Genomic DNA, 20,869 nt, shown 5'->3' with positions numbered 1-20,869 from the left:
ACTGGGGGCGTGGGGGAGTTAGCTTCTGCGGGCGTCAGTCGTTTTTGCCAAAAACCGGACGGGTGGTTTCAAACAGGAACCATGTGCGGCGTTCTGTTTCATCAATCCAGTTTTCCAGCAGGCTGGCGGTGGCAACGTCGTGGGCATCATCACAGATGTCATGCACCGCGCGCAGGCGTTTGGTCAGTGTCAGGTTGTCTTCGCGCAGTTCGGCCAGCATGTCCTCGGGGGTGACGTACAGGGCATCGTTATCCAGAATGGTCGTTTTGCGGCTGATTTCCCCAACGGAGTGCAGCGTGGTGCCGCCAATCTTGCGTGCGCGCTCGGCCAGAGGGTCGGTCATGGCAAAAATCTGCTGGCTCTGCTCGTCCAGCAGCAGGTGGTAATCGCGGAAGTGGCGGCCACTCATATGCCAGTGAAAGTTCTTGGTTTTGATGTAAAGGGCGAATACATCCGCCAGAACCTCGGCCAGACCTGCGGCCACAGCCCTGACCTTTTCGGCCTTCAGGTCTGTGGGCGTGCCAAGATATTCCTTGATGTGACGTTCTGAAGCATTGGGTTTGGTCATGGGAATGCCAGCCTTTCCAATAAATGTCAGTCTGCGGTGCGGGGTGTTCCCCCACCTCTGCATCAAACGTGGAAAGTGAATGAAGGGATACAACCCCACACGGGTAAAGACTCCAGACCTCACACGAACGTGACAAAGGCGGAGTGCAGGCAGTGCCAGTTGTGTGGTCTGCCGTAACCTGTTTGCTGTTTGCTGTTTGCTGTTTGCTGTTTGCTGTTTGCTGTTTGCTGTTTGCTGTTTGCTGTTTGCTGTTTGCAGGTTCAGGGGATGTTACGCCTCGCTTTTAAGCGGGCGGCTGAGCAGGCTGTGCGTAGCCTGCGGCAGGGTGATCCGCCCTTCCATAAAAGCGGCAATGCAGTCGGTTATGGGGGTTTCCACCCCATGGGTGCGGGCAAGGCTTTGCAGGGCGGCAGCCGTTGTTACCCCCTCGGCCACGCCGGGCAGGCTGTTCAGGGCGGTTTGCGTACTCATGCCCTGCCCAAGGGCAAGCCCCATCTGATAATTACGCGAGGATGCACCCGTGCAGGTCAGCAGCAGATCCCCCAGCCCTGCAAGGCCCGCCAGTGTTGCGGCCTGCCCGCCAAGGGCTGTGGCCAGCCGGGTTATTTCGGCCAGTCCACGGGTGATCAGGGCTGCGCGTGCATTTTCGCCCAGACCCGCACCTATGGTCACGCCCGAGGCTACGGCAATCACGTTTTTGGCTGCTGCCCCAAGCTGCACTCCCACGCAGTCCGTGCTGGCGTAAAGGCGGAACAGGGGGGTGGAAAGCTGCGTGCTCAGGTTTTGCGCGCGTGTGGCGTCCGGGGCAGCCAGTACGGCGGCCGCAGGCAGGCCAGCGGCAATCTCGCGCGCAAAATTGGGGCCACACAGCACGGCACCGGGTACATCTGCCCGTTCCCGTGCGAGAATGTCCAGCGGAAAAGCCAGTGTCTGGCGTTCTATGCCCTTGCAGCACAAAATGGCAGCAACACCAGAAGGTAGCAGGGGTAGAACAGAGGCCAGATACTGCGTGGGCACAGCGACCATCACACAGCGCGGCGTAACCTGTGGCAATGTGGAGCAGGGGTGAACGGTCGGGGGGAGCGGGTAGTCCGGCAGGCGCGGCATCGCCCCGTTGGGCAGGGTTTGCGCGTTACGTGCCCATAAATGCACCTGTGCTCCGGTGCGGGCAGCATGCAGGGCCAGTGCAGTGCCCCATGCACCGCCGCCAAGTACAAAAACTGGATCGCTCATACCTGCTTCGGTGCCAGAAGCCGGAGGAGAGTGCAAGCGCGGTAAAAAGGCCGGGACAGGCCCGGCTGGCAGGTGTTCAGGCAGAAGCAGCCATGGCCACGCTCTGCTGGCGGGCGGCGTGGGCGGCCAGTTCAGCCTGCTGCATGTGCCTCATCTTGGCCTCGCGCAGCAGGCACACAACGCCTTTAACGCAGTTGCCGCACTGGGCCTTGCACCCACGGGCGGCATAAATCTCGCGCGGATGGTTTGCGCCATCAGCCACGGCGGCTTCAACATCTTTATGAGTCAGCAGGTTGCAGGAGCAGACAACCATTACTTTGCACCTCATGGTTACGAGTCTGACCTTACTGAACCATAAATGATAATTAGTCGCAATAGTTTCCGTGCATGGCGGCCTTGATATGGACCAGAAAAATAATCGCACGGGCGATGCGCCAGCCATGCCGCCACAGAGGAGCATCTGACGCGGCTGAGTGGTTTTGGCGATCAGCTTGCAGCATTTTTCTCAGGACTATGTTTTGAACTGCTCCGAGCAGATATGGACAGAGCTGCGGTCTGTTCGGATGGGTGGAAGACGGACCGTCCGCTGTTTGACCGGTTCAATGCCATATGAAAGGTGTGCCGGGTTTCTCCCGATATCAGGCCAGAACCTGAACGCAACACTGGTGGTGCCCCTCAAGCAGCAGTCCTGCGCCCCCTCCAGATTGGTGGGCTATGTATTCATTAAAATGATACTGTGGAGGCAATGCGACGTTATCGCATCGAGGCGGTTTACAGTGTGGGTTTTCCCATAAGCCGTACATGTAAGTGGGAAGACAGTGATTTGGGGAAAATGGGCAGGCATATTGACTTGCCTTCCAAAAATGGAACCCTTTTAAAGGAAAGGCAGATCGGGGAAGATACAGTCGGCTGAAAGCGCTGGGAATGGAAAACAGCGGCCGAAAATGTTACACGGAAAGCATCATTCCGCGCGCCCGACATCAGGCATCCTTCGGTTTTTTGAACTGTCGTGATGTTAAAAATTTTTATCATTCATTAGGGAATATTTTTCTGATTTTTACTCAACTCAGAATTGTATAAAAAATCTAAATATAAAAAAGTATCATTCAATGTTTTCTCCACAAGGTTATCGGGCATTAAAACACCATGAACTTTGTGACAGTTGTGTTTTTTATAGACTAATTTGTTCATATTCCCATCAGAGACACAATATATTGTCCAATCAAGCATTGACTTTACATTTATTAAAACACTAAAGTCGGCAGCAAATTTTTTCTCTTCAATGATATTATATATTCTGAAATCATTAGAATAAATGGCGTCATTTATAATTGAAAAAATGGTTTCATAATCCATTTCGTATATCTCAAGATTAATTCTATTTTTCTTTTTCTGAATTATATCAAGCAATATACTCCATGCATCGCGTAAAGAGACGCCTCCTTTAAATTCTCCCAGAACACATCCATTCACAACATAACAGAGTTCCCCATTTAACCACAATCCAAAATAATCTTCATATAATTTTAGAATAATTAAAAATATATTGAGATCTCCAAATATTTTTGCGCTATTTTTTGATATCGTATTTACTTCTTGTTCCTGTTTTTATTTTTCAGGATTTATAGTTCTTGAAAAATTAAGTTTTTTCAGCATTGTCATCGAAATATCTATAATACTCACCTTTGTTAGCATCATCCCATACTTTTTAATTCGTCGAAGTATATCCACTACGCACTGTGTGTTCGTAATGTTTTGCAGTTGGAGTTGTATGAGCGAAAACTGAGGCACTACAAATAAAAAACAAGAATAAAAGTGTAATTTCACAAGTCAAATTTCATATACAATAATTTGTAAATGAATTTAAGTAAATTCCAATTTTATAGGATTAGTCAATACCAGAACCCTGCATCGTTTGTGAATGAACGTCTTTGAGGAATTTTCTTCACAGAAATGACGATAATGAGAACATTTCAGCATCTTCTGTTAAGACATCTGTCACGTGTTCTCGCAATGTCTGCTCGAAACAGGGGGCAATGAGAACAGTACGGAAACAAATTTTATTTTTAAACCACTTTCGATCGTCTGACGACCTATCAATATCGATAGGTCATTTTGAATGGGATGCCTTAACAGTATAAAAATTATATATTTATTCAGTATTTCTGTAGAGAGAATATCGATGAGCGCTCAGTTACATCCCCAGTTTGATATTGAGAAAGATATTTATACAGAAATTATCCGGCCTTTTCTTCTTGAATCCATTGAGGTTCTTGCATCTGTTGTTGGAAATACAGATATCGCCGGTCGCAGACATTTTATAGATATGATTTATCATGATACTAATCGTAGAGGGGCATTTGCACTCAAGCTTGCAACTGCCGTAATGTACGAAGTGGGTAAAATTTCACCCCCGGATGCGGGTGCAGTAGCTGGCTGTATTGTTCAATTAAGCCCGGATCTCGGGATTGGAACAATTAGTACAGGGCAATTACTTTATGCCAGCGCATTGTATGATAATAATAAAGTTTCGTATTCTGATCTTAATATTGCTTCGTATAATGATAATACGGCAAATACATCGCTTGGGTTTCAGGTTGGGGAATATCTTGCGGCAAACTGTATTGCCAGCTGGACGTGTATGCTATCCGTGAATCTGGAGTATGATGTATCTGGCATCCTGTGCCCCGGAGGACGTGAAAGTAAAAATGTTATAAACCAACTCTTTTTTTATGGTTGTATTGAGTCAATCAATGTCCTGTCCGGGGTGTCATCTGTATTTGATAAAATCTATAAACAGGTTAAAATCATATCAGCCCGAATTTGATTGCTTTCGCCACGGCTCCACAGGTTGTCTGTGCACAAAGTTTATGCCGGGCCGTGGCAAGGTACAGTCTTACTGTTGCTTCAGAGATATTCAGCCTGAACGAAACTTCCTGCGTCATTAAACCTTCGCCATGATAAGCGAGGCATTCTCGTTCACGAACGGATAGCCGGGGAGGCGTCAAAGGCTCCCGCCGACCCGCATAGTTGGCAAACCACTCATGCATGTAAGCCCCAATCTGGGCAAATGTCGCGGCATAAACTCTCCGTCGTTCCTGTCCGAAGTCATTGATATTACGACTGGTTATGGTCAGGAGGCCGACTTCGCCACGTAGCCCTCTCAACGGAATGGACATTCCATCTTTACCCAGATTCTGTTGGTAAAAAAGTTGCATGACCCGCTTTTCTTTGTGGGAAAGTAACTTGATTTCTGACCATAAAAACGGAAGCGCGCTGCTTAATGCAGTACGAACCACCGGATCTGAGTGAACGAGATTTTTGTCGGTATACAGAATTTGCCAGGAGAGTGGATATGTCGTGACCCCCAGTTCTCCGCCTTCCCTTACCCAGGGGTTGGAAAGAAAGTGATAGGTCAGGTGGGCTGCGCCACTGTTATCCCTGATCTCAAATGCCAGTTCCTGCATCGTGGAAATGCTTTCGCATGACTGGATGCGTTCGAGAAGAGTATCCCCTAAGGGAAGCAGTGCATTATGTGTATCAGGAACCATTGCGATAAGGCCAGCCAAGGTGTTCTTGGCTGGCATATAAGATTTTAAGCTGCCAATGCAAACTTTTTATTAATTTCTTCAAGACGTGCCTGTGAAACATCAAACGTTGCCAGTGTAATCATCTTCCCTTCGAGGTTGGCGCTCATAATGGGTTCAGGTGGCCAGCCTGCGCGTTCATAGATCCGTAGCATTGGTCGAAAAAAAATACCTGTAAGATGCGTTATGCCGTTTTCCAGGCATGTCTGACAAAGAGAACGCGCCAATTCTCCTGTATAGTGTAACTCACCCGGCTGTAGTGTTGCACAGTAACGGGTGCTTTCCCATATTGTTGAACTATAAATATCCGGGCAGTCTGGAAAAAAGGAATGAAATTTGTCACGCAACATAGTCGGTCCCGTGGTTGGAATAATACGCATGGATGTTGCGTGGGAACCGTCAGGTCTCTCGGCTACAAAATAAAGAGGATTATGTTCTCTATCGTATTCGTCTTCTTCTTTCCCATCGACGACATTAACGTCCCATTTCAGGCGGTCTCCAAAAACAATAGCACGAGCCTGAAGCATTTGTGTGTACGTTTGGCAATGAATATGACGCTGGTTGTGGCTGAATACTTTTATCATCGGAGTCTCCTTTCTGGAGATTCTGATCTATTGCATCGCACAATTCATTGTAATTAGTTAATATTGATAGATTATCAATATGAATATTATCTGTATAGTTCTGAAATTTTATCGTGATCTTCCGGGTTTCAGGGATTCATGACTGTGCATATCGTTTTTACCCGAAGAACATCCATGCGCAGCCTGTTGCTCCGCACGACCACAGCGTGAGGTTGAAGCGTGGCCGATAGCGAACCGCATGCACAAAGTCCACCCGCAGGCATAGGGGTGGGTCAGTCGCTCAAGACGTCTTCGTCTGTTTCGCGTGCGCTATGACTTGGTTACGTTGATTGTGGACAGGCTCTGGTGGGGGAGGGGGAAGGCCCGGTCATACGCCATGTTGAAGACAAAAGCGTAAACCAGATAAAACAGCGCAAGGGAGAGCGAGAGCGAGAATGTCTCCATCAGCGGGGCATGGGTGTACAGGGCAATCCCCGGCACAAGGGCCACCTGCAGCCCGGCTTCGAACAGTATGGTATGCACCAGCCGCCCGCGCATGGTTTTGTGCGTTGTGCGGTAAAGATGGGTCATGACCCGGTCAAAAATCAGATTGTACAGGTAGTTCCACACCATGGCGGTTATGGCGCTGCCAAGGCCAATCATGCCCATTGCGGATTCGTGCAGGCCAAACAGGGTGCTGCCTGCCGGAATGGTAATGGCGAGTGCGATAAGTTCGAACAGCAGAACATGGCGCAGGCGGTCCATGCCCGAACGCATGGGAACCACAGGGGGTGCAGGTCGCCCTGCCGCGCTCAGGGCCGGGGGCTGGCTGGAAGGGGACATTGACATAGCGGCAATCTATCGAGCCTGATAGGAAAGGAAAGATGGAACCTATCAGAAAAACAGATGGATGAACGTTTCTCTCGAACAGCTTGAAGCCTTTGTGGCCACGGTGGATGCCGGGTCTTTTTCCGCGGCGGCGCGGGCGCTGGGGCGTGCCCAGTCGGCCATTAGTACGCATGTGGCCAATCTGGAGGTGGACCTTGGGGTGGTTCTGTTTGTGCGCACGGGGCGCACCCCCGTGCTGAGCGTGGATGGTGAGCGCCTGCTGCGCGAAGCCCGCGTGGTGCTGGAGCGGCGTGAGCACCTGATTGGTGTTGCCCGCTCTTTGGAAAGCGGGGTGGAGAACAAGCTGGTTGTCGCTATAGACGAATTGTATCCCGAGCATGCCCTTGGCCCGGTCTTTGCAGAATTTGCGCAGGTTTTTCCGCATGTGGAAATGGAAATCCTGTTTCCACTCATGGAGGATGTCGGCCAGTTGGTGCGTGATGGTACCGCCCAGCTTGGGGTGATGTGGCAGCAGCACCGCATGCCGCCCGAACTGGCCTTCCGCACCATAGGGCGGGTACCGCTCAAGCTGGTCTGCGGGCGTAACCACCCGTTGGCACAGGGTGGTCCCGTAGCGTGGGAGGACCTCAAACGCTACCGCCAGATTCTGGTTGCTGCCCGTGGGCAGGAGCGCGAGCGGCATTACCTGCGTCTGGCGGGGGAGGTCTGGTGGGTGGAAAGCCACTGGGTCATTCTGGAACTGGTGCGCCACGGCATAGGCTGGGCCTTTGTGTCCGACCATGTTCTGGCGGCATCCCCCGCCGCACCAGACATTGTGGTGCTGGAGCAACAATTTGATGCAGGCAACCGTCTGGTGCCCCTTGCCGTGGTCTGGCACGCCAAGGGTTCCCACGGGGTTGCCGCGCGGTGGCTTTTGCAACGATTTTTTAAAAAAGAAGGGAATTTTTAAAATCAACCACCGGATTTCCACAGGCGGTTTCCGGTTGTGTCGGGTTGTTGACATGTGTGTGCAAGTTTTGTGTTGAAAAGGCAACAGTAACGACTATGATATGAAAACCCTGAAGGAAAACGAGAGAAAAACAGGTCTGCATGTCCCTTCTTAGCCCCCGCAAATCATGGCTTGGCCTGCTTCTTGGCAGTGCGGCCTTTTTTTCAGCAGCCACCGTTCAGGCCGCCGAACCCGTCCTGCAAACCGAGCAGAGCGACGTGGTCACCCTAAAACCTTACAGCCCCCACACCATTCTGGTGGAAGACGCGGTTTACACCCATAACAAGGATGGCCGTGTTGATGTGGTGGACGCCGATCGTGGTGTCCTGCTGGGTATGGTGCAGGCTGCCTACAACCCCAACATGGTGCTCAGCCCCGATGCCAGCCATTTTTATGTGGGTGAAACCACATGGGAGCGCGGCAACCGTGGCGCACGCAACGACCTTCTGGCCGAATACGATTCCCAGACACTCAAGCTGACTGCGGATGAAAAACTGCCCTCCCGTGCGCTGGTGACCCCCAAGCGGAACGACATGGCCATCAGTGCCGATGGCGCACGGGTTTATGTGTACCAGATGAGCCCCGCCAACGCGGTGCAGGTGGTGGACACAAAGGAACACAAGGTTACCCATACGGTGGAAATTCCCGGCTGCGCCCTTGCGTATGCGTGGGGCAATGCCGGTTTTTCCTCCCTGTGTGGTGATGGGACTCTGAGCAATGTCAGCGTCGAAGCGGATGGCAAGGCCAGTGTGACCCATAGTGCTGCGTTCTTTGCACCTGACAAAGATGGCATTTTTGAACAGAGCCCCAGTGTCGCCAAAGACGGTGCTACGTATTTCATCAGTTATAGCGGCAAGGTTTATCCAACCATCCTGTCCGCCAATAGCGTTGTGCAGCCTGCATGGTCCTTGCAGGAAGGAGCCGGGCTCAAACCGGCATCCGATGCCACCGCACCGTTTGAGGTCACCTGGCGTCCGGGTGGGTGGCAGATGTCCGCCCTGCATAAAGATACGCATGAACTGTATGTTCTCATGCACCGTGGTACGTTCTGGACCCACAAGGATGCGGGGGCGGAAGTCTGGGTGTACAATACAGACACGCACAAGCGTATTCGCCGTATGCCGCTCAAGGTGGCCAGCACCATGGTCGGTGTCACGCAGGATGCAAGTCCGCTGATGTTTACTACGGATGACAGTGGCGACTTCTTCATCTCCGACGCCCGCACCGGCAAGCTGTTGCGGACCATGAAGGGACTTGGTACGTCTCTGATTTTCACGGTTGCGCCGGGTGAAGGATGAGCCTGCAGGCTTCGTTCTTTCTGGTGCCTGCATGGTGTGCTGAGGCAGGGCAGCTGGTAGCGGCTTTGTGTGCTGGTGGTATTGGTGCCCTGTTTATGGTGGCCGGTATTGCCAAACTGCGGGCGCATGACACGTTTTTGGGCACGCTTGCCGCTTACCGCCTGTTGCCCGCATGGTCGTACGAAAGTGCGGCCTGGGCACTGGCTGTAGCCGAAATCGGGGTCTCTGTTCTGCTGTTTTCCGGTATTGGGGCAGGTGCTGGCAGCATTGTTGCTGCGGTGCTTCTGGTCGTGTTTGCCTGCGCCATGGGCGTGAATGTGTTGCGCGGCCGTAAGGACCTGTCGTGCGGGTGCACACCGGGGGTGGCTGGTCAAAAGCTCTCCTGGGCAGTTGTCCTGCGTACTCTGGCCTGTGCCATGCTGGCTCTTGTGCCCTGTCTGGGCCTTGCCTTTGGGGATGGGGTTGCTCCCGTACTGTGGGGGCAGGGTGTTGCAGGGGGCGTGTGCCTGTATCTGCTGTGGCAGGCCATGCAGGTATTGCCTCCGGTGCATGTGCCCGGGTCCGGCATGCAGGAGCACGGCGCATGATTATGCTGTTGTGTCTCTGGCAGGCTGTTCTGGTTGTTCTGGTGCTTGTGCTGGCCGTTGTGCTGGTTGCACTGGCCCGCCAGATTGGTGTGCTGCACGAGCGGCTGGCACCGCTGGGTAATCAGGAGGTCAAGCCCGGACTGGACGTTGGGCAGGTGGTCCCGCGCCTGATCCTGCATACGCTGGACGGCCAGCCCTTTACCGTGGGGGATGTTCTTCCCGCAGGTCGCAGGCAGCTTCTGCTGTTTGTGGCGGCGGAGTGCCCTGTATGCAAGCGTGTCTCCCCCATTGCGCGCCAGATTGCTGCCGAACGTGGGCTGGACCTTGTGTTTGTAGGGGATGGCCCCGAGCCCGAACTGAAAGCCATGCAACTGGCCCGGCCAGAAATGCAGGGTGTTCCACTTATAACCGGGGTTGAACTGGCTCTGGTTCTTCAAATCAACCGTATGCCAGCGGTGGTACTGCTTGATGAGCGCGGCACCATACTGGCCAAAGACCTAGTTAATACGCGGCGGCAGATTGAAGGGGTGTTGGATGGCGTGGCCCCCACACACTCCGCAGCGTCAGCCGATACAGGAGCGAATGCGCATGTTGCCTTCTGAACACACTCAAAAAACGGAACAGGATGTCTCCCTGTTCGACCGTATGACTGAATCCGTGCTGCGCCACTTTGCGGGGCGTACGTCCCGCCGTGGTGTGGTGGCCCGTCTGGGCGGGCTTGCGGCGGCTGTGCCGCTGTTCCCGCTGCTGCCGGTCAGCCGGGCTTCGGCAGCAGCGCCTGCTGCGGGCAAGGCTGCCTCCAAGGCTCCGACCCCTTTTGGCGCCAAGGCGCAGGTCAAGGATGCCAATGCATGCGATTACTGGCGTTATTGCGCCATTGACGGCAACCTGTGCACGTCCTGTGGCGGTGGGGTTCATAGCTGCCCGCCCGGCACGGCTCCGTCCCCCACATCGTGGATCGGGAGCTGCTACAACCCGCAGGATGGCAATTCCTACATGATTGCCTACCGCGACTGCTGTGGTCAGGATTCGTGTAACGAAGTAACCTGCCTTGGCACGGACGGGGACCAGCCCTCCTACCGCCCCATGGCCAATAACGACATCATCTGGTGCTTTGGCACAGGGACGTCGGAAATGTACAACTGCTCTACCGCCGCCGTGGTCGGGAAAGCTTCCTGAGCATGCGCATGGCGTTGTTGCGTTGTGTTCTGCCTGCCTGCGTTACGGTGCTGGCCCTTATGGCCGGTGCCGTGCGCGCCCATGCGGTGCCAGACGCCGTGCCGGGTGCAACGGCCCTGAGCCATACGCAGTCTGTGTATGTTTCGCATTGTGGTGGGTGCCACGGGATTGAGGGCATATCCGGCCCGACCTTTGTGCCCATGCTGCGCAACACTGTCGGCAGTTTTGCCTGCACGGAGGAGGGGCGGTCCTATCTGGTGCGTGTGCCAGGTGTGTCTATGTCCCTGATCCGTGATGACCAGACCCTGGCGGATGTCATGAATTTTGTGCTGATCACACTGGGTGGGGCCAGCACACCGCCCAGCTTCAGGCCCTACACGGCAGCGGAGGTGCACACATGGCGTGCGCATCCGCTTTCTGGGCCGGACTTCATGAGCCTGCGTGCGCATGTGCTCGAACGCTCGCTTGCGGCCTGCGCGCATACACCCGGCAAAGGGTGAGTGCGGCGTATTCCCTGTGGTGGTGCGGCAACAGGGAGCAGGCCCGGGTTGTGGCAGGTCTGGTGGATGACATGAAAACTTAAAGTGACTTCGGGTTGCTTCTTATCCAGCCTGTATCCGGTGCGACCTGTTACTCTTGTCCGGCCGGGTTTTACTGAATAATTTGGTTCTGATCTGTGGAGCAAAAAAAGAATGTTTCTTCGCCGCCCTTTGCCCGTTGGGATGTGGCTGACCATGCAACTGGCGGCGCTGCCCGCTCTGGCGCAGGAAAAAGTAATTCCCGGTGATTCCGCACGCCCGCTGGTGCTGGAAGAAACTCCTGCGGAAAAAGCACAGGCGGACAAGGAGGAGGTTAATCTTAAAACCTCCAAGAACCATACATGGTTTGATGATCTGGAAGGCCACCTTGTGGTCGAAGCTGGCGTAAACGGCAACCCGTGGACACATACAGGCCGTAACTGGGCACAGTCCTACGTGGACCGCGCCAACACGGCTACCCTGAACCAGATTACGGGTACACTCTCCCACCCCACGACCGACATCGGCGGCGGTTATGGCATCGGGTTTGTGTTCGAGGTGCTGTACGGTTCGGACGCCCGCTTTAACCCGACCATTGGCATGGGCGATGGCAATCTGACGGGCATATACCAGTGGGCGCCGACACAGGCCCATATTGATGCGCATCTTCCCTGGCTGAGCAAGGGCGGCATAGACCTGCAGATTGGCCAGCAATACGGTATTCAGGGCTTTGAGGGGACGGATGCGCTGGAACGTCCTTTTTATTCCTACAACTATTCATCCGATTATATTGTGCCGTTTGAAACCGTGGGCGTGCTGGCCACATGGCATATGACCGACACGGTTGCCTGGGTCATGGGGGTTAATGCGGGTAACTCCACCACATTTGGCGGTGCCAAAAACAACAAACGCCCCAAAGGGTATTTTGGCGTGCAGCTTACCGGCCTGGCCGATGGCAATCTGGATGTGGCGGCCATTGCCTATCTTGGCCCGCAGCAGAGCGTGTATGCCATTGGCAATCTGGCCAACCAGAAAATGGAATATGTCGGCGATATTCTGGCTACGTACAAACTGAACACCACCACCTCCATCACGCTCAATGGCACCTATTACCACGACGACTATTTGCAGGATGACGTGTATGGCGTGACCACCTATTTTGCCCATGATTTCTCCCCCTCGCTGACCTTTAACGCGCGTGGTGAAATCTTCCGTGACAATAACGGCCAGCTTGTGGGGGCGAATACCTCCCCCATGTCCTACGTGAACGAACTGCGCGGGCGGCCTTACTCCTACGATCAGGCGCCCGGCACGACGTATGGGGAACTGACCGTGGGCGTGACCTACCGGCCGGAGTTCCTCAAGCTGCCACGCGGCAGCTTTTCCCTTCGCCCCGAAGTGCGGCTGGACAAGTCGCTCAATGGCACCCGTCCGTTCAACCGTGTTTCTCCCACGGATGATCCAAACGTCAATTTGGCCAATAACGGCACCAACAACATGTTCTGGTTCAGTTGCGATGCCATCTGGTCTTACTGATATGCCCGTACCGGGGGGGAAGGCGCAGGCATGACACAGGCCAGCCTGCAAACGCTAGTCCTTGCAAACGCCATGCTGAGCCTGCTGCTGTGTGTCGCGTTTTTTGTGGCGTATCGCATGGTGCTCAGGCTGCGCAGGCTTTTTCAGGAAATCGCACCTGTGGGTGCGCTGACAAATACACGCGGCCCCCAGCCGGGGGATATGGCCCCCGCAGGCTCCTTTGCAACGCTGGATGGGCAGGCCATGGCTCTGGCTGGTGGGGCCATGCCCCGCCTGCTGCTGTTTGTGTCGGCGACCTGCCCGATCTCGCGCAAGGTCATACCCATTGCGCGCAGCTTCTGCGCCAAGGAGCAGTTGGAACTGGTTCTGGCGGGGGATGATAACGCAGCAGCACAAACCCTTTTTGCTCAGCAGACCGCCACACCACCCGCCCTGTTCATAAACGACCCTGCCTTGGGCCGTGCGCTGGAAGTGGACAAGCTGCCAGCCGCCTTCCTGCTCGATCAGCAGGGGGTGCTGATCGCACGCGGGCTGGTGAACAACCGTGAACATCTTGAAAGCCTGCTTAATGCGTGGGAGAGCGGGTTTGACACGGTGCAGGCCTATATCGCCCATAACCGCAAAGCAGCCCACGCCAGCACGTAAAAGGAGTGCTGGCGCACGGTCCTTTGTGCCGTGTGCCAGCGTACCATGCGTACCCGGCCTGCCTGTTCCGGCCTTGTGGATGGCGGAACCTTCATGCACACAGACGTGTTGAAGTTAATCCGTGCGGGGGACTGCGCGGGGTCCATCCATACTCAAGGAGAACGCAGGCGTGAGCATTCCTGAACTAACCCTGAACGATGGCCGGAGCTTTCCTGTTATAGCTTTTGGTACATACAAATTAAATGGTGCGGCAGGCGTGCAGAGCATGCTCAGTGCGCTTGATGTCGGCTACCGTGCGCTGGACAGTGCATTTAATTACGAAAACGAAGGGGCCGTGGGTGAGGCCATACGCAAAAGCGGGCGCGCACGCGAGGAATTGAGCATTGCCTCCAAACTGCCCGGCCGCCACCAGAAATATGATGAAGCCCTTGCCTGTATTGAGGAATCCCTCTACCGCGCCGGGCTGGATTATTATGATCAGTATTTCATCCACTGGCCCAACCCCAAGCAGGGCCTGTATGTGGAGGCATGGCAGGCCCTGATCGAGGCGCAAAAGCGCGGTTATGTGCGCTCCATTGCCGTATGCAACTTTCTGGCTGAACATCTGGACAGGCTGCATGCCGAAACAGGCGTGCTGCCCACCATCAACCAGATCGAGCTTTCGCCCTACTTTCCACAGGACGATATGCGGGCCTACCACCAGAAGCACGGTATTGTGACCGAAGGCTGGAGCCCGATTGGCCGGGGTGGCAAAATCCTGTCTGATGAGCTGATAGCAGGCATAGCCAGACGGCTGGGCAAAACCCCGGCCCAGATTGTGCTGCGCTGGCATGTGCAGGTTGGTTCCGTGCCCATTCCCAAGGCATCGCACCGTGAGCGGCAGGTGGAGAACATGTCCGTGTTCGATTTTGAACTGACGGATCAGGACATGAAGGACATCGCCACTCTGGCCCGCCCCGATGGGCGCTCCTTCGGGCAGGACCCCGCGACATACGAGGAGTTTTAAGAGCGGTAGGGGCAGGGGAGCAGCCTCAGGCTGATCCTCCAGACCCCATCAGCCGTGTGGTCTGCCAGCCTTTCCGAGCAGACCACACGGTAGTCACATAAGATCAGAACTGAAAGCGGACATGGGCCTTGGCGCCGCTTTCCACGGACTGGTTGCCATATTGGCCAATATAGGAAAGCCCGACATCAATCCGGTCTGTCAGGCGCGCAGTCAGCCCCGTATCCAGCACTGCGGCATTGGTGGACAGGGCAACCCCGGCAATGTCCATTCCAGCGCTCCCCATGCTGGCGAAGGTCTGGCGCTGGGTCGGCACCGTCAGCCCGAAGGCGTGGCGGTAGGCCAGCATGCCGTGGGGCACCAGCACCAGCTTTCCTACCCGTATGGCCGAAGAAACACGCAGACCGAATGTGGAGAACGTGACCCCGGTATCCGTGGCTTTTCCGTTCACCGCCCCCGCATTGCCATGTTCATGATAACTGTCGGTATGCAGGTTGACATAGGCGACATTGCCAAAAGGTTCGATAATGCTTCTGCCTGCGTGCAGCCTGTAGCTGAGTTCGCCAAAGCCTTGCGCCGTGCCGCCCAGATAGCCGCTGCTCAGACGCTCACCCAGCCCCGGAATTGCTACCGTCCGGCTCGTGCTGAGCATGTCCCACGTATAGGTCGCCCCCAGCCGCAGGTTGAGACGCCCCCAGTGTGTGCCCGCATAGCCGCCAACCGAGACATTGTTACTATGCCCAGATGAGGCGCGCCCGGTTCCGATATCAAACATGGAGCGGCCATAGCTGACCAGCCCCCCCACGCGCCATGTTTCCATGACCGGCGCATCCACCCCCATGACAAAACCCGCGGTTGAATGTTGCATGGTCGCGGCGTTGCCATCGCCCGCGTTATGGCCAAGGCTGCCATAGGCTTCGCCCCACAGCATGGCCCTGTCCGCGTGGCATCCGTCATCACGCTGGGTGCGCAGGTCCGCCGTGCGGATGGTGCCATCGGCCGAGGCGCTGTCGCACCCGGCATTACCCAGCCGGTCCAGCGCTGCCTGCCTGACAAAGAAACTGTCCTGAATAAGCGCTGTACGGGCCGAAGCATGAACCTCGCCCGACAGGGCGTTAAAAGCCGTGCGCGCACCCTGCGCACCTAACTGCGAAACAGCATCAGCCACGGGGTTATCCGCTGGCAGGCTGTCCAGCGCCCCGCCTGTCGTCCGTTCATTACGGCTATGCCCCACAGAGGCGAAGGTAACAGCGTTGCGGGCCTGCATGACATCGACACTCTCCGCTCCATAAACCAGAGAGGGCGTCAGGAATGTGTACGTATTGCCCAGATTGGTGGTCAATCCGTCATAGCGACCGGACACGCCCTGCGCTGACGAAACAATCTGGTAAGCCTGACCATATTGCAGTGTCGGCGCGCCAGCCACATTCAGGCGCACTGTTCCACCAGAAAGGGTGACTGCTCCCATGACATTCACCAGATCACTGCTCATCCGCTGATAGGACGTGCCATTCACGGACAGGCCTGCACCTGTGGGTGTTCCGGCCGCGTCAATGGCGAGGGTCGATCCGGCTGTCATGCCCAGATTGCCATTGACAGTCATGGTGCCGATCTGGCCGCTACTGGCCGGTGCAAGAATACCCCCTGCGATAATCTGCGTGTTTCCGACCGTACCCGTACCGGCCAGCGTGCCGCCGTTACTGACGCTGACAGCCGAGTTGGCCAGGGAGCCACCTACGTCCAGTGTGCCCCCGACAATACTGGTCGCTCCGGTAAAGGCGCTGTCATCCCCTTCGATCCCGACTGAACCTGATCCGGATTTCGTAAAAGACCCATTTCCTGAAAGGGGGTTTTCCAGAATGCCAGATGTCTCCTGCGCGACTTCCAGCGCGGCGTCATCCACGATCCCGCCCGAACCGAAGCTGGAAGTCGTTCCGAGCAGAGTTCCCCCCGTAATGTCCGTGCCCCCGGTATAGGTATTCTGACCGGACAGAAGCAGTGTGCCCGAACCGGCCTTTGTCAGACTGGAGCCATCACCAGAAAGAACACCGGACAGGGTCGTGTTCAGGCCATTCGTATCAACGGTTGAGTTCGAGCTAAAGAGTAATGAGATATTGACCGCGCTTGTCAGGTCGGAGCCCGTATCCTTCAGTGTGCCGCCTGCCAGGTAGAATGCATAACTACCAGCACTTCCCTCATTATCAACAATACCATTTGTGCCGCCAACTGCGATTGTACTACCCGCGCCAACCGCCAGAACACCCCAACTGCCAGATGTGTCGGTGGAACCATCTCCAAAAGAAATCGGTCCGGCGGAGTTGAGCGTGCCACCTTCATCAACATAAATGGTACCAGTCCCGCCTGCATTCACATACACGCCACCGGAACCGGCATTTAACTGTGACCCGGTTCCGGTGACCTCAAGAAGGCCACTACTTGTGCCAGCCTGATTGCCCAGAACAACCTTGTCCGCGGTTACCGTGCTACCGTTCTTGATCGTGATAGTGCCATTTCCCGCCTCTCCAACGACAACACTGCCTTCCTGGATACTGGAATTATCTACAGTCACCGAGCCGCTGTTGGACGCGTCCCAACCTGTTGCCAGCGTACCTGTTGGTGAAACAATGGTGCTGCCATTTTCCAAAGTCATGCTACCGTTCTTGTTATTGACCCCAACGGCGACAACACCAGTCCCGTTTGCTCCCGTGTTGGCTGGAATAGTGACGTGACCATTATCAAGAACGACTGCGGCTTCGTCCATGATACTGTTTGTGCCATTCAGGGAACCACCGCCAGAAACAGTCAGGTTTCCGGTCACCAGCGTATTTCCCGTGTAGGTGTTCGCTCCCGTTAAAACAAGCGAGCCCCCACCTGCTGCGGTCAAGCTGCCGTTACCTGACAGGACGCCGGACAGGGTTGTCGTGTTCAGGCTATTAACCGTCGAGTTCGTGCCATCAACCAGTGTCATGTTTACGGAGGTTGTCAGGTCCGTATTGTCAACCTCCAGCGTGCCACCTGCCAGATTGAACGCATAACGACCACTAGCCCCTTCGTTATCGACAATACCATTCGTGCCGCCTACTTCCAGCGTGCCTCCCTGAGCAACGGTCAGGGTACCAGTGCTGCCAGAGGCAACTGTGCTGCCATCCCCGAAAGACATAGGCCCGGCGGAACTGATTATGCCTCCATCCTGGATGGAAATCGTACCGGAACCATCAGCGTTCACGTACAGGCCGTCAGAACCAATGTTTAATTGTGAACCAGCCCCCGTTACAGCAAGACGGCCACTTCCTGTGCTCTGATTGCCCAGTATAACACGGTTCGCAGCCACGGAACCTCCGTTCTGGATCGAGATGGCGCCACTGCCATGCTCCCCGGCGACAACAACACTTTCTGTGATACTGGAGTTATCGACTGTCACGGTGCCGGAACTACCGGACCCAAAACCTGTTGTCAAAGTACCCCAGGTCGAATTAATGATACTTCCATTTTGTAACGTCATATTTGCGGTGGAACCGCTATCAAAGCCAGTCGCGATAACACCTGTCCAGTTTGCTCCCGTGTTGTCTGGAACGGTGATGTAAGCATTATCAACAACGATTGTTCCGTCATTTTGGATGTTGTTTGTGCCATCCAGGGAAGCACCATCGGAAACAGTCAACGTGGCTCCTGATGCAACACCTGTGGATCCGCTGTAGACATTATCCCCGGTGAGTGTTTCCGAACCACCTGAAATCAGCAGACCGCCACTGCCAGAAATATATCCAGAAAATGTATTGCCGAATGTACTGTTCCCATTTGTAATGGTAATATCTGAATTATGACTATCCGTGTTACTGCCAGTGACAATATTTCCCGTTCCATCCAGAGACTGAATGGATACAGAGCTTTGTGTACTCCCCGAAATATCCAGTGTCGCGTTGTTATGCACCCCGGCGGAGGAGGCAATGGAACCACTGCCAATCAGGGCAAGGGTGCCGTTACTGATGGTGGTGGCCCCTGTGTAGGTATTCACGTCCGACAGACTCTGTACGCCTGTACCATTCATGAGCACGGACACGGGGCCAGAGACGGTATCCGCAATAATGGTCGATAAACTGGACGAGCCGGAAGGAGAAAACGTGACAGTGTTTGGGTATGCGGTCTGTGCATAGGCGGGAGAAAAAGCCTGAGCCGCTACTCCGCATAAAAGAGTTGTCAGAAACCCAATCTTCACCGCACCACAATAGGATGCAACCGGATTTTTCCGGTTCCGCGAAATAGCAACCATTTCCATTTTTCCCGCATTTGCGTGCCTGCATGAAAAATTGGCCACTTCACTGCGGAATGACCTGTTTTTCTGCAAAACTTTGAAAATTAATAAAGTATTACAGGAAGTATTGGCTTCACTGTCATCAGGTAAAGCGCCGCGTGCGCGTATGAGAGCGACCAGACAGTATCTCGCCTGCCCAACATCAGAGCCGCTGGGAGTCGCCTTCGTTTCCGGCGATATTCACTTTGAATTGGCCCAGTTCTCTGCGACCGCGCAACAGGAGACGCCAGAACAGTCCGGCGTTTCCTGACCTGACGTCCGAAGTCAAATTGCCTTTCACTTTTCCACCTCCTTCATCCAGATGAAGTTATGTGGCGTGCTGCATTGCATGGATGAACGTCAGACCTAAGCCCCCATATGGGAGGTGATGAATAAAAATTTAAAATTCCAAGTTACACGATATATACAGCTATTTTATGAGATTACCCCTCCCATATGGGAGGCTGTATGCCGTATGACTTCATGCTAATGAACTGCCTGTAATAATAAATCGTCCGTATTGGTGAGGTGAGTCTGCCGTCAACTACCATAGGAACCTGTCGCTCTATATTTGGCAGGGAAAGTAGTTAAATCATGTTTCATAAAATCAATGCTCTTATAGAAAGAATTTATTATTGCGCCACTGATGAAAATATGTGGCCAGAAGTTCTGAAAGAGTTTGCCAGGATCATGGATGTTGCATCAACTGCCATTGTGCCTCTTGAGCCTGAAACAGAAAGCCTGCCGTTAAGCTCGCTCAATAAAGATGAGCATGATGCAGTATTCAATGACTATTTCCATATTGAATCCCCGTATTATAAACTCAGCCCCTATAATAGATTTTATGAAGATAAAACAAATCTGATTGGTGATTTTTCCGATGTGGATTTTCTAAGTGATCATGAGATCGCGCATGACGTTTATTATCAGGAGTTCCTGAAAAAATATGAGTGGGGTCGCACCAGCGCATTTATCCATAAAGACCCTGTTCTGGTTAACGCCAAAATAACCGTACAACGCTATTATGGAAAACGGAACGAAACGCCACAGGAGCGCGAGATTCGTAAGATCATTTCCAGACATATCTGCCGATCACTTGCATTTTCAATCGGAAATAGAAAATATCATCTCATGCGTGATGGTTTTTCAGGATTATGTCACAATATGACGTGTGCGGCCGCGTTGCTGGGGAACGACGCTACTGTTGTCATGATGAACGAGAAGTGCAAAGCCCTGATTGGTGAGGCATTTGCTTATAAAGACGGAAAGCTCTCTTTCACCAACCGTGAAAACAAGCAGCAAATGTCTTCACTTATCGATTATGTTCTTTCCATCGACAGCAATATGCAAATAGACAAAACTGTCTCTGTAAACTGCACGGCAAATAAAAAAATTATTGTAAAAATTATAAGGCTGCCAAAAATAGATACAAAGGGATCAGCCTTGAACAGGCAGTCTGCCCTTCTTCTTCTGGCGTGCAAGCCCGGTGAGGTTGCCTTCGATGTCTCTCAGGCACTGCTTAATTGTAATCTTACACGATCAGAAGCACGTTTTGCCGGATATGTTGGTACGGGTACTCCTCCCAAAACGGCGGCGGAATTAACCGGAATATCGGAACAATATGCAAGAACCAAGCTCAAGGAGATATTCCGTAAACTGAATGTCAATAGTCAGAGCCAGCTTGCAACCTATGTCGGGACGCTCTCCGTCATCGGGTCAACCCAGAAAACACAGGGTCCACCAATGTGTGATGGCTAGAGGATGTAACAAAACAGCCCTTGTAGCTTTGCCGTATGTCCGTGAGGAAAGGTCTTTTCGAAATCCTGTCTGGTAGACGAACTCTCTTTCCAGTGCTCTGGTTCTGGCGTTCTGGTGGTCCTGCCAGCCGCGGATAGGGGAGTGGTGGTTTAGGCGGGGTGGAAGAGGGGCGCATGGACTAAAAGCCCATCTGCGGAGCGGGTGTTAAAGCAAAGGCTGCGGAACCAGAACGTTCCGCAGCCTTTTGTCTTTTTCGTATAAACCCT

20 protein-coding genes are annotated in these 20,869 nt (G+C 53.9%); 12 read left to right on the top strand and 8 right to left on the bottom strand.

Annotated elements, in window-relative coordinates; genetic code table 11:
• Positions 1-34 precede the first annotated feature (34 nt).
• The 4 genes from HNR55_RS04665 to HNR55_RS04650 form a co-directional block, all read right to left on the bottom strand.
• Positions 35-568 (bottom strand): Dps family protein, encoded by a 534-nt coding sequence (locus tag HNR55_RS04665; RefSeq protein WP_166111997.1) that lies wholly within the window; start codon positions 566-568, stop codon positions 35-37.
• 270 nt (positions 569-838) lie between these two features.
• Positions 839-1,801 carry an NAD(P)H-dependent glycerol-3-phosphate dehydrogenase gene (locus HNR55_RS04660; protein ID WP_166111994.1) on the bottom strand — a complete coding sequence of 321 codons (963 nt, stop codon included), beginning with the start codon at positions 1,799-1,801 and terminating at the stop codon, positions 839-841.
• A 76-nt stretch (positions 1,802-1,877) separates the two neighbouring features.
• On the bottom strand, positions 1,878-2,114 hold the full coding sequence (locus HNR55_RS04655; RefSeq protein WP_086646664.1) for a (2Fe-2S)-binding protein: 237 nt from the start codon (positions 2,112-2,114) through the stop codon (positions 1,878-1,880).
• 722 nt (positions 2,115-2,836) lie between these two features.
• Complete coding sequence (locus HNR55_RS04650; protein ID WP_264814042.1) at positions 2,837-3,364, bottom strand: immunity 42 family protein; 528 nt, start codon at positions 3,362-3,364, stop codon at positions 2,837-2,839.
• A gap of 619 nt (positions 3,365-3,983) precedes the next feature.
• Between HNR55_RS04650 and HNR55_RS04645 the strand changes: the two genes are divergently transcribed.
• The gene (locus HNR55_RS04645) at positions 3,984-4,628 is read left to right on the top strand and encodes a hypothetical protein (protein WP_166111991.1); all 645 of its coding nucleotides are present in this window, start codon (positions 3,984-3,986) and stop codon (positions 4,626-4,628) included.
• Here HNR55_RS04645 and HNR55_RS04640 read toward each other — a convergent pair.
• From HNR55_RS04640 to HNR55_RS04630, 3 genes are all read right to left on the bottom strand, one after another.
• Positions 4,609-5,388 carry a LuxR family transcriptional regulator gene (locus tag HNR55_RS04640; protein WP_166111986.1) on the bottom strand — a complete coding sequence of 260 codons (780 nt, stop codon included), beginning with the start codon at positions 5,386-5,388 and terminating at the stop codon, positions 4,609-4,611. The two genes, HNR55_RS04645 and HNR55_RS04640, sit on opposite strands and share 20 nt — an antisense overlap.
• Positions 5,389-5,396: 8 nt before the next feature.
• Entirely contained in the window at positions 5,397-5,972 is a 576-nt protein-coding gene (locus HNR55_RS04635) for an acyl-homoserine-lactone synthase (RefSeq protein ID WP_166111983.1), read from the bottom strand.
• Between the two features lie 309 nt (positions 5,973-6,281).
• The gene (locus HNR55_RS04630; protein ID WP_242005435.1) at positions 6,282-6,800 is read right to left on the bottom strand and encodes a PACE efflux transporter; all 519 of its coding nucleotides are present in this window, start codon (positions 6,798-6,800) and stop codon (positions 6,282-6,284) included.
• A gap of 61 nt (positions 6,801-6,861) precedes the next feature.
• Here HNR55_RS04630 and HNR55_RS04625 point away from each other — a divergent pair, with 61 nt between their 5' ends.
• The 9 genes from HNR55_RS04625 (at position 6,862) to HNR55_RS04585 (ending at position 14,557) form a co-directional block, all read left to right on the top strand.
• Positions 6,862-7,749, top strand: a complete 888-nt coding sequence (locus tag HNR55_RS04625; protein ID WP_166111980.1) for a LysR family transcriptional regulator — start codon at positions 6,862-6,864, stop codon at positions 7,747-7,749.
• Between the two features lie 140 nt (positions 7,750-7,889).
• Positions 7,890-9,086 carry an amine dehydrogenase large subunit gene (locus HNR55_RS04620; RefSeq protein WP_166111977.1) on the top strand — a complete coding sequence of 399 codons (1,197 nt, stop codon included), beginning with the start codon at positions 7,890-7,892 and terminating at the stop codon, positions 9,084-9,086.
• On the top strand, positions 9,083-9,673 hold the full coding sequence (locus HNR55_RS04615; RefSeq protein WP_166111974.1) for a MauE/DoxX family redox-associated membrane protein: 591 nt from the start codon (positions 9,083-9,085) through the stop codon (positions 9,671-9,673). Before HNR55_RS04620 ends, HNR55_RS04615 begins: the two co-directional genes overlap by 4 nt.
• Positions 9,670-10,275, top strand: coding sequence for a redoxin family protein (locus HNR55_RS04610; RefSeq protein ID WP_166111971.1), 606 nt, complete (start codon positions 9,670-9,672; stop codon positions 10,273-10,275). Before HNR55_RS04615 ends, HNR55_RS04610 begins: the two co-directional genes overlap by 4 nt.
• Positions 10,262-10,852, top strand: coding sequence for a methylamine dehydrogenase (amicyanin) small subunit (gene mauA, locus HNR55_RS04605; protein WP_166111968.1), 591 nt, complete (start codon positions 10,262-10,264; stop codon positions 10,850-10,852). Before HNR55_RS04610 ends, mauA begins: the two co-directional genes overlap by 14 nt.
• Positions 10,853-10,854: 2 nt before the next feature.
• Positions 10,855-11,352, top strand: a complete 498-nt coding sequence (locus HNR55_RS04600; protein WP_166111965.1) for a c-type cytochrome — start codon at positions 10,855-10,857, stop codon at positions 11,350-11,352.
• Between the two features lie 192 nt (positions 11,353-11,544).
• A complete protein-coding gene (locus HNR55_RS04595; protein ID WP_166111962.1) occupies positions 11,545-12,906 on the top strand; it encodes an outer membrane beta-barrel protein in 1,362 nt (453 codons plus the stop codon).
• A 30-nt stretch (positions 12,907-12,936) separates the two neighbouring features.
• A complete protein-coding gene (locus HNR55_RS04590) occupies positions 12,937-13,551 on the top strand; it encodes a thioredoxin domain-containing protein (RefSeq protein WP_242005434.1) in 615 nt (204 codons plus the stop codon).
• Positions 13,552-13,720: 169 nt separating this feature from the next.
• Positions 13,721-14,557, top strand: a complete 837-nt coding sequence (locus HNR55_RS04585) for an aldo/keto reductase (RefSeq protein ID WP_166111958.1) — start codon at positions 13,721-13,723, stop codon at positions 14,555-14,557.
• A gap of 103 nt (positions 14,558-14,660) precedes the next feature.
• Here the strand turns inward: HNR55_RS04585 and HNR55_RS04580 are convergent, their stop codons facing one another.
• The gene (locus HNR55_RS04580) at positions 14,661-18,824 is read right to left on the bottom strand and encodes an autotransporter outer membrane beta-barrel domain-containing protein (RefSeq protein ID WP_166111955.1); all 4,164 of its coding nucleotides are present in this window, start codon (positions 18,822-18,824) and stop codon (positions 14,661-14,663) included.
• A gap of 37 nt (positions 18,825-18,861) precedes the next feature.
• On the opposite strand from HNR55_RS04580, the gene HNR55_RS04575 reads away from it, so the two are divergent.
• Together HNR55_RS04575 and HNR55_RS04570 are read left to right on the top strand one after the other, a co-directional pair.
• A complete protein-coding gene (locus HNR55_RS04575) occupies positions 18,862-19,116 on the top strand; it encodes a hypothetical protein (protein ID WP_166111951.1) in 255 nt (84 codons plus the stop codon).
• 323 nt (positions 19,117-19,439) lie between these two features.
• Entirely contained in the window at positions 19,440-20,603 is a 1,164-nt protein-coding gene (locus HNR55_RS04570) for a helix-turn-helix transcriptional regulator (protein WP_166111948.1), read from the top strand.
• The last annotated feature ends 266 nt before the right edge of the window (positions 20,604-20,869 follow it).

The organism is Acetobacter lovaniensis, assembly GCF_014207635.1.
Classification (GTDB): Bacteria; Pseudomonadota; Alphaproteobacteria; order Acetobacterales; family Acetobacteraceae; genus Acetobacter; species Acetobacter lovaniensis.
This window is presented reverse-complemented; position numbering and strand designations above follow the sequence as displayed.